Genomic DNA, 14,764 nt, shown 5'->3' on the forward strand with positions numbered 1-14,764 from the left:
TTGATATAGCTCATTGTTTAGTCCCATGCGGGACAAAAAATTAACGTTGACGTTTTTGTTCGTTCAGTTTTCAAAGAGCAAATCTTAGATAGCAACCACTTTAAGGTCGTTATCAACATCGCTCAAAAGCGACTTTTTTATAATACCAAATTCATTTCGTTAAGTCAATAACTTTTTATCTTTTTTAAGATAAAAGTAATCATTTCTTAACAACAGATATTAATATACCACCATTTTATTATGGTTGCAATAATTTTTTTCAGGATATTTTTGCCAATCCCTCTCTGTTTTCGGCTTGATATAAAAAAGGATAAGGCACAATATAAAATATGCCTTATCCTTTATAAAATTATTCTTAGCGATGACGCATTAACGGGAATAAAAGTACATCCCGGATAGAAGGAGAGTTTGTTAATAGCATAACTAGGCGGTCTATTCCTATTCCTAATCCCCCAGTTGGCGGCATCCCGTATTCTAATGCCTCAACAAAATCTTCATCCATTTCGTGCGCCTCGTCATTCCCCTGCTCACGTTCTTTAAGCTGTGCCTCAAAGCGTTCTCTTTGATCGATAGGATCGTTAAGTTCAGTGAAAGCATTCGCATGCTCACGCGCCACGATAAATAGCTCAAATCTATCGGTAAAACGAGGATCTTCTTCATTTTTCTTGGCAAGAGGAGATATCTCTACTGGATGTCCGTATATAAACGTGGGCTGAATTAACTTTTCCTCGACCTTTTGTTCGAAAAATTCATTTACGATATGGCCGTAAAGCATATGTTCTGTAATTTCAACACCGTGCTCTTTTGCTAAAGCTTTTGCTTCTTCTGCAGACATCTCTTTCCAGAAGTCAACACCTGTATATTCTTTAATTGCATCTACCATATGCAATCTCTTCCACTCAGGCATGAGATCGACTTCATAGTCTCCATATTGAATAGAAGTGGTACCCAGTACCTCTTCAGCAATATGAGCAATCAGGTTTTCTGTTAGAGACATAATGTCACGGTAATCAGCATATGCCTCATAAAGTTCAATCATCGTAAATTCAGGGTTATGGCGTGTAGATACACCCTCATTGCGGAAAACGCGGCCAATTTCATAAACCTTTTCTAGGCCACCGACAATCAGGCGCTTTAAGTGAAGCTCAATGGCTATACGCATATAGAGCTCCATATCAAGAGCATTGTGGTGGGTAATAAATGGACGAGCTGCGGCGCCCCCTGCGATAGAATGCATCATAGGTGTTTCCACTTCAAGATAACCGTGGCTATCTAGATAGTTTCTCATGGATTTAATAATGCGGCTTCTTGTTACAAATGTTTTCTTGCTATCCTCGCTCATGATTAAGTCTAAGTAACGCTGGCGGTAGCGCTGCTCTACATCCTTCAGGCCATGGAATTTGTCCGGCAGAGGCCTTAAAGCTTTTGTAAGAATAACAAATTCCTGAACTTTAATAGAAAGTTCACCAACCTTAGTCTTGAAAAGAACACCTGATACACCAACAATATCACCAAGATCTAAAGAGTCGAAAATTTCATAGGCTTCATCACCGACATTATCCTTGCGAACATAGATTTGAATTTGCCCTGTAAGATCCTGAATATGGGCAAATCCTGCTTTGCCTTTTCCGCGCTTTGTCATAATTCGGCCAGCAATAGATACAGAAATATTCTTTTCTTCCAGTTCTTCCTTTTCAATTTCTCCGTAACCTTTGAGCAATTCCTCTGTTTGGTGCGATTGTTCAAAACGTTTTCCGAAAGGATCTATTCCCATATTACGAAGGGTTTGCATCTTTTCTCTTCTAACTATTAATTGGTCATTTAATTCTTCATGACTCTGACTCACCAATAATCATCTCCAATTTTTCTTATGTAAAAAGTAATGATACTAATATTATTTTACACAATTAGCCTATTACAGACATAAAAATATAAGATATATAGAATAAAAACTGCCAGTATGTCCACTGGCAGTTCTATTTCCAAAGGTATTATAGTGAAAGAACTTGATTATGTCAAATTTAAACCGCTTCTGACTGCGCTGTTTCCCTATCCTCAGCTTCTTCAGCAAGCCCATTTAAAAGAGTTACTAAATCATCTCTTGTATTACACTCGTTAACCTCGTTACGGACTTTCGCAGTGCCTTTAATGCCTTTAAGATACCAGGCAGCATGTTTGCGCATTTCCCTTACAGCGATGTATTCATTCTTTAGGGCAATCAAGCGGTCAAGGTGAAGTATACAAACATCAATTTTTTCGCGTACTGGCGGCTCATCCATAAGTATACCGGTTTCTAAATATTTGACTGTACGATAGATCATCCATGGGTTACCCAAAGCCGCACGACCAATCATAACGCCGTCACAGCCTGTCTCCTCAAGCATGCGCTTTGCATCCTGCGGTGTTCCAACATCGCCGTTTCCGATTAATGGGATATTAATGTTTTGCTTCACTTCACGGATAATGTCCCAGTTAGCTTTTCCTTCGTACATTTGTAACCTTGTTCTTCCATGTAGCGCAACTGCTTTTCCACCCGCTCGTTCAATAGCTTGGGCATTCTTAACAGCATAAATATGGTCTTCATCCCAGCCCATGCGCATTTTTACTGTTACAGGCTTTTCAACAGCATCTGTTACAGCGGCTACCATTTCATAAATTTTATCCGGATTGAGAAGCCACTTTGCCCCTGCATCACACTTGGTAATTTTCGGAACGGGACATCCCATATTAATATCAATAATATCTGCATTCGTATTTTTATCAACAAATTGTGCTGCTTCTACCAATGATTCCTTTTCGCCGCCAAAAATCTGAAGGCTAAGCGGCTTTTCCCTTTCATCGATATACAGCATATTCATTGTTTTTTCATTCTTTAAAATAATCCCTTTATCACTAACCATTTCAGCGCAGACTAATCCCGCACCGAATTCTTTTACTGTCAGGCGGAAAGCAGAGTTGCATACACCTGCCATAGGTGCAAGAACAACACGGTTCTTCAATTCTATATCACCAATTTTAAACACTGGCTAACCTCCTATTATGCACCTAATCTTCCTGTTCTTTAGGGGGTGTCAAATCTTCAATAGATATATTTAAAATTGCCGCTGCCTGTTTCACTAAATCTGGACCAGGCATCCGGTTTCCCCTTTCAATCTCGCCTAGTATAGAGACTGACACTTTGAGTTCCTTCGCAAAACTTTCTTGGGTATAGCCTTTTAGTTTTCGAAAAGCCCGAATACGTCTTCCCCATTTTTCCGCTTCCATATTCGTACTCCCTCTCTATCAGGAATGTCCTCCAAAACCGCTTGAAGAGGGCTATCTGTCCCCGGCAGCATTATATTTGGCTGTATTTCTATAAGGGGTACCATAACAAATGCCCTTTCGTGCATCCGAGGATGTGGGACGGTTAACATCTCTGATTTTATATTTTCTTGATTATACAGCAAAATGTCAAGGTCCATCGTTCTTGGACCCCACCTAACTTCCCTTTTCCTTCCAAGTTCCTGTTCAATTTTCATACAGGCACTCAAGAGCTGAAAAGGTTCAAGAGTGGTCTCTGCTTCTAAAACCATATTTAAAAATTGACCCTGTTCTTCATAGCCAACCGGGTCTGTCTCGTAAACAGATGAAGTATTTACCACTTTTATCTCCGCAGTTTGATTCAGCTTTTCAATTGCCTTGCGTAAATTTTCAAAGCGGTTTCCCATGTTTGATCCTAAAGCGATATACGCAGTTTGGCCCATATTTTTATCTGCCCCTTGTTATTTCTACAGCTACCGAATCATAATGGCCGTTAATTGGCGGGTCGGGCTTAACGACCGTAACCGTGACTTGAGAGATGTTAAGAAAGCGGTGAAGCAGGTCCTTAGCAATATTTTCAGCTACAGCCTCAATCAGTTTGTACGGCTGTCCCTCTACAATTTTCTTGCAAATTTCAAAGACTTCACCATAATTGATTGAGTTATCAAGGTTATCTGTTTCCCCAGCCTTCTTAAGATTTGTTCCGATACTCAGATCCACTAGGAAACGCTGGCCCAAACGGGTCTCTTCAGGAAAAACCCCGTGATATCCGTAAAAGGACATCTTATTCAAGATAATTTTATCCAATTTCGCCACCCTTTCCGAGCATGGCATCCATCATGACCGCCATTCTTTTCATTTCTTTTACATCATGAACCCGGATAATCTGACATCCCTTTTGAATCCCATAGCATACTGTTGCCCCTGTTCCTTCAAGGCGTTCCTCAACCGGCAGATTCAAAACACCGCCAACCATTGACTTGCGGGATGTTCCAAGAAGAACCGGATAGCCCATGGCAACAAGCTTGTCTAATTGCCTCATCATTTCAAGATTTTCGTTTAGATCTTTGGCAAACCCAATGCCGGGGTCTAGTATAATATTCTTGTCCTGGACTCCAGCGTTTTTTACAAGCATGATACTTTCGTATAAATCATTCATTACATCCCGAAAAAAGCTTGAGTAATTACGATCTTCGCGATTATGTGTTAATATGATCGGCACCTGAAGATCAGCTGCGACATTTGCCATCTCTGGGTCTGCTTTTGCACCCCAGATGTCATTAATAATATGACCGCCAGCTTTGATCGCTTGTCTTGCTGTTTCTGCCTTATAGGTATCAATAGATATCGGCACCTTTACCTCTTTGGCAATCGCCTCAATAACCGGGACGATTCTTTCTAATTCCTCATCTGCAGAAATCTTTGCAAATCCCGGGCGAGTTGACTCTCCGCCAATATCAATAATATCAGCGCCAGCTTCAACCAATTGAATAGCCCGCTCCACTGCCTGGTCAACACGGTTATATTTTCCTCCATCTGAGAAAGAGTCAGGTGTAGCATTTAATATTCCCATCACAAGTGTTCTATTTTGAAAATCCAATGTATATTGTCCGCACTGAATAGTACTTTTCATCATCTTACCCGTCCTTTAATAGTCTTTTACCCTATCATGATACATGATAAATGCTTTTATTTAAAATAAAAAAAGCAATAGCCAAGGCTATTGCTTCACTTAAGGCATATTATTCTTCAAACTGATACAACACAGTACTTAAATAGCGTTCTCCATTATCCGGAATAATAGCAAGAACTTTCTTTCCCTTTCCAAGTTCCTTTGCTACTTTCAAAGCCGCACAAATAGCTGCCCCGGAAGAAATACCGCAAAGGATTCCTTCCTCTTTTCCGGCACGGCGGGAATATTCAAAAGCTTGATCATTTGTAACTTTAATTACCTCATCGTAAACTTCTGTATTTAAGACCTTAGGTACAAAATTGGCACCAAGTCCCTGGATTTTATGAGGGCCAGGCTTACCGCCAGAAAGGATTGGTGAATCAGATGGTTCTACTGCATAAATTTTGATATTGTTAAATTTCTCGCGAAGAACTTCACCAGCACCTGTGATTGTTCCCCCAGTTCCAATACCTGCAACAAATGCATCTAGACCTAGCTGTTCCATCTGCTCTGCAATTTCTACTCCTGTTGTGCGGCGATGAATTTCCGGGTTAGCAGGGTTTTCAAATTGCTGTGGCATAAAATAGCCATTTTCCTTTGCCAATTCTTCCGCCTTGCGGACTGCCCCATTCATTCCCTCTGGTCCAGGTGTTAATACAAGGTCTGCACCATAGGCACGAAGAAGCGAACGACGCTCCATGCTCATGGTATCAGGCATAACTAAGATAGCTTTATATCCCTTTGCAGCAGCGATCATTGCCAAGCCAATCCCTGTATTTCCGCTTGTAGGCTCAATAATTGTAGAACCTTCCTTCAAGTCCCCGCTTGCTTCTGCAGCTTCGATCATTGCCAAGGCAATTCTGTCCTTAACACTGCTGCCTGGGTTCATATATTCAAGCTTTACATAAACATCTGCGCTATTCTCATCAACCATTCTATTTAATTTTACAATAGGTGTCTGACCAACTAGTTCGGAAATTGAATTTGCTACACGTCCCATTATATCCACCTCTTAATCCGAGTATTTTTATTGGTTTTATTTTAATTTATCAGATGTCAGCCTAAAAAGTCAATTATTTTGATGTAAATGTTTTCTTTTTTTCATCAAATATGCCTTTTGCCCATACTTTTTTAAAGTACCCCACCCGATGCTTTTTACTCTCGAAAAATCAAAAAATAGGACAGGAATATACTTCCTATCCTATTTAGCTTTATTCTTTATTTCCATAAAACCATTCAACATCAGTCTCTTGCCAAAAAGGTTTAGCCGATACGGGAGTCCCCATTTGTTCAAGCGCAATTTGCCTGCGGATTTGGTCCTTTACTTCTTTGAAGGAATAATTCTCGCCTTTAACATGCTCATGAACCATGACAATGGCATATCCTTTATCAACCTTAATCGGCTTACTCCAACTCCCTGGTTTTACATTTTTTATGTTTGCAATAAAATCCTTTGAGTACTGTCCGCCTTTTTCCGAGATAAATCCGCTGTCTCCACCACGGTAGGCAGTGAATTCGTCTATTGAGCGTTCCATGGCCAATACCGAAAAGCTAGAGCCGTTTTTTAGCTCTTTTTCCGTCTGCTCCGCTTCCTCCTTTGTTAAAACAACGATCTTTGAAATATGATAGGAATCAGGCAAATGAAAAAGATTGGTGTGCTCCTCATAATACTTTTTCATTTCCTTTTCAGATACCTTCACATCTTTTGTCATTAATTCTTCAAGGATTAGGTTATTTTGGATTTGCTGAAGCCACTTTTCTTCATCTGCTGACTGATAGCCTCCAGATGAGCCATACATCGTCTTAATCATCTTCATCTCGCGCTCAACGGCCTTTTTCGAAACCTTAATACCATACTTTTTCCCAGCTGATTCGATTACCTTCTGATCAATAAGGTCCTCTAACGTTTCCTTGCCGTATCTCGATTCCATTTCACTGAGCCAGTCCTGCCTAGTAACTTTCTCTTTGCCGACGGTAGCTACAGCTTCCGAGCCATCGATATGATCATTTTTAATAAGTAAGGCCGCCGTAATACAATTCAGTAAAATAAGACCGGCAATAACAATCCAAAGTTTCTCCCTCTTCAATGTTCTCCTCCGCTTACTTTGCCTCTTGTTTTAATTCCTCTAACTCTTCTTTAGAGTAATGATATTTCTCATTACAAAAATGGCATTGTGCCTCTGCCTTGCCTTCTGTATCAATCATATCCTGAATTTCCTCAGCGCCCAGCCCAATAATTGCATCAGCAAACCTTTCCTTAGAACATGTACAAGTAAAGGAAACTGGTAATTTTTCGAGAATCTTCATGTCATCCCCAAGCAGCTCTGATAAAATTTCCTCTGGAGTCAATCCCTGCTGAATTAATTTTGATATTGGGGGAATACTTTTTAGACGATTCTCAAGAGCTGAAATAGTCTCTTCTTCAGCTCCAGGCATTAATTGTAAAATAAAGCCTCCTGCAGCAAGTATTGTGTTATCTGGGTTAACCAGAACGCCAACACCAACGGATGACGGTGTTTGTTCTGATGTTACAAAGTAATATGTAAAATCCTCACCTAGTTCACCGGAAACAATTGGAACCTGGCCTGTAAAGAAATCCCTCAGTCCGATATCCTTTACAACTGTTAATGTTCCCTCAGTACCAACAGCCCGTCGAACATCCAGCTTGCCCTTTTCGTTTAAATCAAAATGGGTTTGCGGATTCGTAACATATCCGCGGACCTCTCCTTTGCCATTGCTGTCAACTAAGATGGCACCAATTGGGCCACCGCCCTCTATTTTTATGGTCAGCTTCTCTTCACCCTTTAGCATTGCGCCCATCATGACGCCAGCTGTCATTGCTCTTCCCAATGCGGCGGATGCTGTTGGCCACGTAAAATGTCGGGCTTGTGCCTCGCCAACTGTTTCTGTTGTTTTTGCAGCATACGCTCGCACCTGCCCATTAAAGCCTAACGCTTTGATTAAATAATCACTCATTCAAAATACTCCTTTCGCTGCACAGCTTCATTAATGCTCTACATTTCGCTTATAAATCAGCTGCAGTCCCTTCAAAGTTAAAAACGGGTCAACAACATCAATAACTGCCGATTCTTTTGCAATCAGATCAGCTAACCCGCCGGTAGCAATCACTGTAGGATTGGATTCTGCCTGTTCTTTCATCCTTTTTACTATTCCCTCGACTTGCCCTACATAGCCATATAAAATACCCGCTTGCATGGCTGATATCGTATTCTTGCCAATAATGCCGTCCGGCCGCGCAATTTCAATTCTAGGAAGCTTAGAGGCTCTTGTATATAATGCCTCTGTTGAAATACCAATACCTGGTGCAATTGCTCCGCCCATGTACTGCTTTTTCTCGTTGATATAACAGTAAGTAGTGGCTGTACCAAAATCAACAATAATTAAAGGGCTGCCATAATCATGAATGCCGGCAATAGCATTCACTATTCGGTCAGCACCCACTTCCCTAGGGTTTTCATATTTAATATTTAAGCCTGTCTTAATCCCCGGGCCGACAATAAGAGGCTTAAGATGAAAGTATTTTTCGCACATTCTTTCCAGTGCCATCATAATTGGAGGGACAACGGAAGATATGATAATTCCATCAATATCAGAAAACTGAAGCCCAACATGCTCAAATAACGACTTGATTTGCATGCCATACTCATCCTCAGTTTTATGGCGGTTTGTTTCTACCCTCCAGTAGTATTTCAGTTCATCTCCCTTATAAACGCCTAAAACCATATTAGTATTACCTATATCAAAAACAAAGATCATTGATTTTCACCACTTTATATCAGATTCACACTTCATTTTTTCGCTGAAAACATCATAACATAACTTGCAGACAATCGTATAATCAGAAATATTTTAGCTGAAAAAGAAAAAGAAAAAGCGCCCAGTATGAGCGCTTTTTCATGGTTTATTCTTTATTAGGATTTTCAGGATTTTCTCCAATTGCAGGAGGGTTTTCCTCTTCAGCAGGTGTCAGCCCTTGCCGTTTTTCAGGAATACCGCCTGGTTCTGAAGAATCCTCTTTATTAATATTGATATTTACTTTTACATCCGATGCAGGATCAGCTTTAATTGTACGATCCGGCAATTTTCCGCTGTCCATTAAAGACTTGATTTGCTCAGCATCAAGAGTTTCAACTTCAAGAAGCGTAGTAGCGATTAAATTTAGCTTTTCGCGGTTTTCAGTAAGAACTCTTTTTGCTTTTTCATAACACTCTTTAATGATTCGCTGTATTTCTAAATCAATCTCGTATGCAATTGCATCCGAATAGTTTTGGTCATTATTGAAGTCTCTGCCAAGGAAGACCTGACCGCCTTGTGACTGTCCAAACTGTAAAGGACCGAGCTTATCACTCATACCGAATTCAGTAACCATTCTGCGGGCAATTCCAGTTGCACGCTGGAAGTCATTATGCGCACCAGTACTTACCTCGCCAAATACAATCTCCTCAGCCACACGGCCGCCCAATAGACCGACAATTTTATCTAAAAGCTCAGGCTTTGTCATAAAGAAACGGTCCTCTTTAGGTAGCATAACTGCGTATCCGCCAGCCTGCCCGCGCGGAACGATGGTTACTTTATGAACCATTTCTGCATCCTCAAGCACTACGCCAATCACTGTATGACCGGCTTCGTGAAAAGCAACAATATTTCTTTCCTTCTTGGATATGACTTTGCTTTTCTTTGCCGGACCAGCAATAACACGGTCTGTTGCCTCATCAATATCTGTCATATCTACCTTTTTCTTGTCTTGACGGGCGGCTACGAGAGCAGCCTCATTCAAAAGGTTTTCCAGATCGGCACCAGAGAATCCTGGTGTGCGCTGGGCGATAGCTTTGAGGTTTACTCCCTCATCTAATGGCTTATTGCGGGCATGTACCTTAAGTACCGCTTCACGTCCTTTAACATCTGGACGATCAACAGTAATCTGACGGTCAAAACGTCCTGGACGCAATAACGCCGGGTCAAGAATATCTGGACGGTTTGTGGCAGCAATGATGATAATTCCTTCATTTGCACCAAAGCCATCCATTTCAACAAGTAATTGGTTCAGGGTTTGCTCACGTTCATCGTGGCCTCCGCCTAAGCCGGCGCCACGCTGCCTGCCGACAGCATCAATCTCATCGATAAAAATGATACATGGAGCATTCTTTTTAGCATTTTCAAACAAATCACGAACACGTGATGCACCGACACCCACAAACATTTCAACAAAATCCGATCCGCTTATAGAGAAGAACGGAACCCCGGCTTCACCGGCAACTGCTCTTGCAAGCAAAGTTTTACCTGTACCAGGAGGTCCAACCAGGAGAACCCCTTTAGGAATTCTTGCACCGAGTTCTGAGAACTTTCTTGGGTCTTTTAGGAATTCAACAACTTCTACAAGCTCTTGTTTTTCTTCATCAGCACCCGCTACATCTTTAAACCGTACCTTCTTTTTGCTTTCATCATAAAGCTTGGCCTTGCTTTTCCCAAAGTTCATCACACGGCTACCGCCGCCCTGAGCTTGGTTCAGCAAGAAGAAGAAAAGAATAAAGATAATGATAAACGGGATGATGGAAGTGAAAAATGTTACCCAGCCGCTTGTTTCTTTCGCTGGCAATACATTTACTTTAGAGTTTTTCGCTAATGCATCAATACGATCATGTATCGTATCATTATTTGTTATATAAGTAAGGAAATACTTGCCCTCTTCATAGCCTTTAAGCTGGCCTCTCACCTCAAAGACGCCCCTTTCGGGCTGCATGGAGATGGATGTAACTTCTCCGCTATCTAAATAGCTGACAAACTGATCATATGAAATCTGCTCTGTCGGTTCATTGTTGCCATTAAAAAAACTAACAACACCTATTATGACTAGAAAAATTAATAAATAAAAGATGGTGTTTCGGAAGATCCGATTCATCCCTTACCTCCTCCCACGGTAAACAACTAAAAGTATAGTATCATAGAAAATTGCGCTAATTCAAGAATTTACACTTCTGATAACCACTCGCTAAGATAGTTTACTGCTTTTCCCATTTACAAATTTTGCTTAATCATTATTGCTGTATACTTCTGGCTTAAGCACTCCAATGTAAGGGAGATTTCGGTACTTTTCTGCATAATCAAGTCCATAGCCGACAACGAACTCATCTGGCACAATAAACCCGGTATAATCGGGAGTCAAGTCTGCTTTGCGGCCTGTAGGCTTATCAAGCAATGTCACAATTCTGATGGATTTTGCCTTGCGGTAGCGGAACAAATCAACCAAATAGCTTAAAGTTAACCCGCTATCGATAATGTCTTCAATAATTAATATGTCCCTTCCCTCAACAGAAGTATCAAGATCCTTGACTATTTTCACTTCTCCAGAAGAAACGGTTGAATTTCCGTAGCTTGAAACATCCATAAAGTCCATCTCAAGATAGGTATCCATGCGCTTTAGCAAATCAGCCATGAAAGGCATTGCCCCTTTAAGCACCCCAATGGCTAGAGGAAAGCGACCTTGATATTCCTCTGTAAGCTCAGCTGCAAGTGATTTAATCTTTTCCTGAATTTGTTCTTCTGAAATCAATACTCTTTCAATGTCATTTTGCATTTGTGTGCCTCCTAGAAGATCATAGCTTTTCCATTTTAGTAAATGTCAATTTAACAAAGTCAGATTTCGACTTATCAATTGAATAATGAGACTTTTTCAGCCCAGGAAGCCATAAGATATTTCCATCGGCATCCGTAATAATTGGCCATGTCATCCTGTCATGCGCCGGCACCTTCTGGTCAATAAAGATATCCTTTATTTTCTTTGTGCCGTTCATTCCTTTTAATGTCATGCGGTCTCCATCTTTTCTTGTACGAATAACAAGGGGGAGGGATACATCCACGCGATTTAAAAGAAGGGTATTTGATTGATAGGTGCCATTGGGACTTTTTGTGAACTCTAAGGATATTATGCTTCCGTCAGGCAGCTTAATTTCTCCCGGTTCTTCCATTTTACAGCAGTAAGATGATACGGATTGATGATGAAATTGAAATTGGCATTGTTCATAGGAACGTACCATTTTCAAACCGTCCGGGAAGTTAAGTTCTCCTGATGGGTGAGGACTGCTCATTAGTGAAATGGCATTTTCAATATGTAAAGCAGATAAAGATGCTGGTTTGTTCTCATAAAGATAGTTTAATATTAGTTGAATACAGCGCCTTTGTAAAGGAAATGGCATTTTTAGAAAATCCGGGATATTTATGTGGATTTCTCCCTTGGATTTCTTTTTCATTACTGTATTCAGCTTTTGGACAGATAATTCCTGCAAAAATGCCTCATCACTTTGAATTTCCTCGCTAAATCGCTGAAAATGCTCATGAACGTGGGGGTTTTCCTTTCTTAAAAAAGGCATGACCTCCTTGCGAAAGCGATTTCTTACATAAATCCCCTTTTCATTGCTCGGGTCCCTTCTGGGCTCAAGGCCCTGCTCAATGCAATAATCTTCAATCTGCTGACGATTTATGCATAAAAATGGACGGAAAATAACCGCATTGCCAAAAGGACGGGAAAAAGGAATCCCTGCTCTAGCTTCCCCCGTACTTCCTCTTGTTAACCGCATAAGGATTGTTTCAACCTGATCGTCCCCGTGATGGCCAAGGGCAAGATAATCAAGCTTCTGTTTACTGATTACTTTTTCAAAAAAGGAGTATCTGCATTCCCTTGAGGCAAGCTGTGAGCTCTTACCAGTTGCTCTTATATAGTCAGGGACATTAATCCGTTCCATTTCAAATGGAATTTCCCTTTCTTCGCAAAAGTGCTGAACAAATTTTGCCTCTAAATAGGATTCTTCTCCGCGAAACATATGATCCACATGGGCGGCAGCCAAATAAAATTGATATTCCTTTCTGATACTCCAAAGGAAATGCAGCAATGCAAGAGAATCCGGTCCTCCGGAAACACCTATAAGTATCCTTTTATGATGAAGATCGAGACCCTTTTGTTTTAAAAACGCTTTCACCTTTTCCTTAAGCATAGCTTTCTTCCTTATTATTAATTTGTTAGCTCTTTCTACCTAGAGAATACCACTTTCCCATTATATTTTAAAAGGGTATGCAAAAAGTAAAAGAATTTAGACAACCTGCCCAAAAATATAAAAGAGATAAAGCAGGGATATTATGACGAAAATCGAAACAGTTTCTAACACCCCGCCTCGTTTCTTCCCTTTTTGAAATCCTTGTCTGCTAATGTTCACTTTTTTCCTTGTACGGCTGGCACTTCTTTGCGAATATGACACATCTCTGCCTGAGTTATTCTGGATTGTCTCCAGCATGGAAATGCGCATTTCCTCAGCTCTTGTGTATTTTCCTTGCAGGGCGTTGCTTAGAACATGCTCGTATTTCTTTAATTCATTTTTTTCATTGATCATCTTCATTAGCTGATTTAGTCCGCCTGTTGTTTTGCTGAAACGGTTAGGGTAAGCCGTATTTATCATAATCATAGCTACAGCAAATAAGTCATAGCCAGGATCCGCCTTGCGGGAACCCAATCCCCAGTAGCCTCTATCATAAAACTCAGTAAATTCTTTAATGGCCCTTCCCTGCATGGTAGTTCCTCCAACATCAATACAGCGGATTTTTGACGGCGGCCCCGTTACTATTAAATTTTCCGGCTTCAAGTCCCCAAATACCCAGCCGTTATCGTGCAGCTTTTCCAAATCATTAAGAAGCTGAAGGATTAGAGCGTCTGTCCATGCATGTCCTTTCTGCTGAATAAACGAGAGGAACTGCGGGCCTTGAATATATTCCATCACATAAAAGGATATTTGCTTTCCTCTATAGATCCAATCATCAACATCAAGCAAATAAGGCCCTAAGGCAGAGCCTTGGACCTTAGCAAAAGATTTTAAAACATTGACCTCAGATGTTATGGAAAGCCCATTATCACTCATTTTCAATGCAACAGGCCCACTTTGGGACCTAGCCAAGTACACAATGCCATTGGCACCGTATCCAAGCTCCCGTTCAATGACATAATGATTGCGATGCCATTTGCCTTCAATCACACTTCCTTGTCTTAGATTAAACTGATTCTTCAAAGAATGATTCATCATCACGAGAAAGCAGACTCCTTAATGATCGTTTTTTCTTAAAATATGTCAATGCCTCGCGGATTGCCGGACCAGTTGGTGTAATGCCTCCTGTTGTTAATTTGCCGAAAATGCTAGTTAATGCGCCTAGACTCGGGGTCCAGTCTAATAGTTTTTCGACATCCTTCTTTTTCCCGGGAAAAGCAAAAACAGAAAACCGGTTATCACCGGAACGTGCATTCAAGCTTAAGGATAAATCCAGAAGCGCTTCCTTTACTGTCTCCAGCTTCGGCTTCATGCTCGCACTTGTATCAACTAAGACTAATACTTCCAGTTCCACCGTTTCTCCTAGCTCGTCAACCACTTCCATGACTTCTCCTCTTTGATCTGGAGGCAGATCTTCAACCGTTTTGGAGCCTCCAAGAATCTGCTGAAGCTCATGGTTAACTACGCCCTGAAGGGTTTGTGTCATTGCCTTTCTTGTCACCATCTGAACCGTTTGTGAAAGCTGCTTGGCATATACGACCTGGCTAACACCGCCCCCTGACATAGCAATGCCTTCAATTTCAGTCATGCTCTTTTCGTCAATAACATCCTTTTCTATTACACCGATTACATTGACAGTAATCCCCTGTTCCTTTGCAAGTGCCGCCATAGCAATTGGATCGTCTCCCTGGTTTGAGCATCCATCAGTGATAAGCAGGATCTGCTTTAAGGTTCCTGTTTTCAT

General features: G+C 41.0%; 15 protein-coding genes. All 15 read right to left on the reverse strand.

Annotated elements, in window-relative coordinates:
- Nucleotides 1-355: 355 nt before the first annotated feature.
- Entirely contained in the window at nt 356-1,846 is a 1,491-nt protein-coding gene (lysS, locus tag AC1Q59_RS23820; protein ID WP_492368362.1) for a lysine--tRNA ligase, read from the reverse strand.
- Nucleotides 1,847-2,021: 175 nt separating this feature from the next.
- Nucleotides 2,022-3,023, reverse strand: coding sequence for a tRNA dihydrouridine synthase DusB (dusB, locus tag AC1Q59_RS23825; RefSeq protein WP_492368363.1), 1,002 nt, complete (start codon nt 3,021-3,023; stop codon nt 2,022-2,024).
- Nucleotides 3,024-3,045: 22 nt separating this feature from the next.
- Complete coding sequence (locus AC1Q59_RS23830) at nt 3,046-3,264, reverse strand: helix-turn-helix domain-containing protein (RefSeq protein ID WP_492368364.1); 219 nt, start codon at nt 3,262-3,264, stop codon at nt 3,046-3,048.
- Nucleotides 3,216-3,743, reverse strand: a complete 528-nt coding sequence (gene folK / locus AC1Q59_RS23835; RefSeq protein ID WP_492368365.1) for a 2-amino-4-hydroxy-6-hydroxymethyldihydropteridine diphosphokinase — start codon at nt 3,741-3,743, stop codon at nt 3,216-3,218. The genes AC1Q59_RS23830 and folK overlap by 49 nt, the downstream gene beginning before the upstream one ends.
- Nucleotides 3,744-3,747: 4 nt before the next feature.
- Complete coding sequence (gene folB, locus AC1Q59_RS23840) at nt 3,748-4,107, reverse strand: dihydroneopterin aldolase (RefSeq protein ID WP_492368366.1); 360 nt, start codon at nt 4,105-4,107, stop codon at nt 3,748-3,750.
- A complete protein-coding gene (folP, locus tag AC1Q59_RS23845; RefSeq protein WP_492368367.1) occupies nt 4,100-4,936 on the reverse strand; it encodes a dihydropteroate synthase in 837 nt (278 codons plus the stop codon). The genes folB and folP overlap by 8 nt, the downstream gene beginning before the upstream one ends.
- 106 nt (nt 4,937-5,042) lie before the next feature.
- On the reverse strand, nt 5,043-5,972 hold the full coding sequence (gene cysK / locus AC1Q59_RS23850; protein ID WP_492368368.1) for a cysteine synthase A: 930 nt from the start codon (nt 5,970-5,972) through the stop codon (nt 5,043-5,045).
- Nucleotides 5,973-6,183: 211 nt separating this feature from the next.
- Complete coding sequence (locus AC1Q59_RS23855; protein WP_492368369.1) at nt 6,184-7,059, reverse strand: peptidyl-prolyl cis-trans isomerase; 876 nt, start codon at nt 7,057-7,059, stop codon at nt 6,184-6,186.
- Between the two features lie 13 nt (nt 7,060-7,072).
- Nucleotides 7,073-7,948 carry an Hsp33 family molecular chaperone HslO gene (gene hslO / locus AC1Q59_RS23860; protein ID WP_492368370.1) on the reverse strand — a complete coding sequence of 292 codons (876 nt, stop codon included), beginning with the start codon at nt 7,946-7,948 and terminating at the stop codon, nt 7,073-7,075.
- 30 nt (nt 7,949-7,978) lie between these two features.
- Nucleotides 7,979-8,749 (reverse strand): type III pantothenate kinase, encoded by a 771-nt coding sequence (locus AC1Q59_RS23865; RefSeq protein ID WP_492368371.1) that lies wholly within the window; start codon nt 8,747-8,749, stop codon nt 7,979-7,981.
- Nucleotides 8,750-8,894: 145 nt separating this feature from the next.
- On the reverse strand, nt 8,895-10,892 hold the full coding sequence (gene ftsH / locus AC1Q59_RS23870) for an ATP-dependent zinc metalloprotease FtsH (RefSeq protein WP_492368372.1): 1,998 nt from the start codon (nt 10,890-10,892) through the stop codon (nt 8,895-8,897).
- Between the two features lie 129 nt (nt 10,893-11,021).
- Nucleotides 11,022-11,567 (reverse strand): hypoxanthine phosphoribosyltransferase, encoded by a 546-nt coding sequence (gene hpt, locus AC1Q59_RS23875; RefSeq protein ID WP_492368373.1) that lies wholly within the window; start codon nt 11,565-11,567, stop codon nt 11,022-11,024.
- Between the two features lie 19 nt (nt 11,568-11,586).
- On the reverse strand, nt 11,587-12,981 hold the full coding sequence (tilS, locus tag AC1Q59_RS23880; protein WP_492368374.1) for a tRNA lysidine(34) synthetase TilS: 1,395 nt from the start codon (nt 12,979-12,981) through the stop codon (nt 11,587-11,589).
- A 96-nt stretch (nt 12,982-13,077) separates the two neighbouring features.
- Nucleotides 13,078-14,058 carry a serine/threonine protein kinase PrkT gene (prkT, locus tag AC1Q59_RS23885; RefSeq protein WP_492368391.1) on the reverse strand — a complete coding sequence of 327 codons (981 nt, stop codon included), beginning with the start codon at nt 14,056-14,058 and terminating at the stop codon, nt 13,078-13,080.
- Nucleotides 14,027-14,764, reverse strand: coding sequence for a VWA domain-containing protein (locus AC1Q59_RS23890; RefSeq protein ID WP_492368375.1), 738 nt, complete (start codon nt 14,762-14,764; stop codon nt 14,027-14,029). The genes prkT and AC1Q59_RS23890 overlap by 32 nt, the downstream gene beginning before the upstream one ends.

It is taken from the genome of Cytobacillus sp. MT66, from assembly GCF_058792595.1.

Excerpts from the sequence above, each read along its gene's own strand:
- prkT (WP_492368391.1), bottom strand. The coding sequence starts at position 14,058 with ATGATGAATCATTCTTTGAAGAATCAGTTTAATCTAAGACAAGGAAGT.
- AC1Q59_RS23890 (WP_492368375.1), bottom strand. The coding sequence starts at position 14,764 with ATGAAAACAGGAACCTTAAAGCAGATCCTGCTTATCACTGATGGATGC.
- ftsH (WP_492368372.1), bottom strand. The coding sequence starts at position 10,892 with ATGAATCGGATCTTCCGAAACACCATCTTTTATTTATTAATTTTTCTA.
- tilS (WP_492368374.1), bottom strand. The coding sequence starts at position 12,981 with ATGCTTAAGGAAAAGGTGAAAGCGTTTTTAAAACAAAAGGGTCTCGAT.
- AC1Q59_RS23865 (WP_492368371.1), bottom strand. The coding sequence starts at position 8,749 with ATGATCTTTGTTTTTGATATAGGTAATACTAATATGGTTTTAGGCGTT.
- folK (WP_492368365.1), bottom strand. The coding sequence starts at position 3,743 with ATGGGCCAAACTGCGTATATCGCTTTAGGATCAAACATGGGAAACCGC.
- AC1Q59_RS23830 (WP_492368364.1), bottom strand. The coding sequence starts at position 3,264 with ATGGAAGCGGAAAAATGGGGAAGACGTATTCGGGCTTTTCGAAAACTA.
- hpt (WP_492368373.1), bottom strand. The coding sequence starts at position 11,567 with ATGCAAAATGACATTGAAAGAGTATTGATTTCAGAAGAACAAATTCAG.
- folP (WP_492368367.1), bottom strand. The coding sequence starts at position 4,936 with ATGATGAAAAGTACTATTCAGTGCGGACAATATACATTGGATTTTCAA.
- hslO (WP_492368370.1), bottom strand. The coding sequence starts at position 7,948 with ATGAGTGATTATTTAATCAAAGCGTTAGGCTTTAATGGGCAGGTGCGA.
- cysK (WP_492368368.1), bottom strand. The coding sequence starts at position 5,972 with ATGGGACGTGTAGCAAATTCAATTTCCGAACTAGTTGGTCAGACACCT.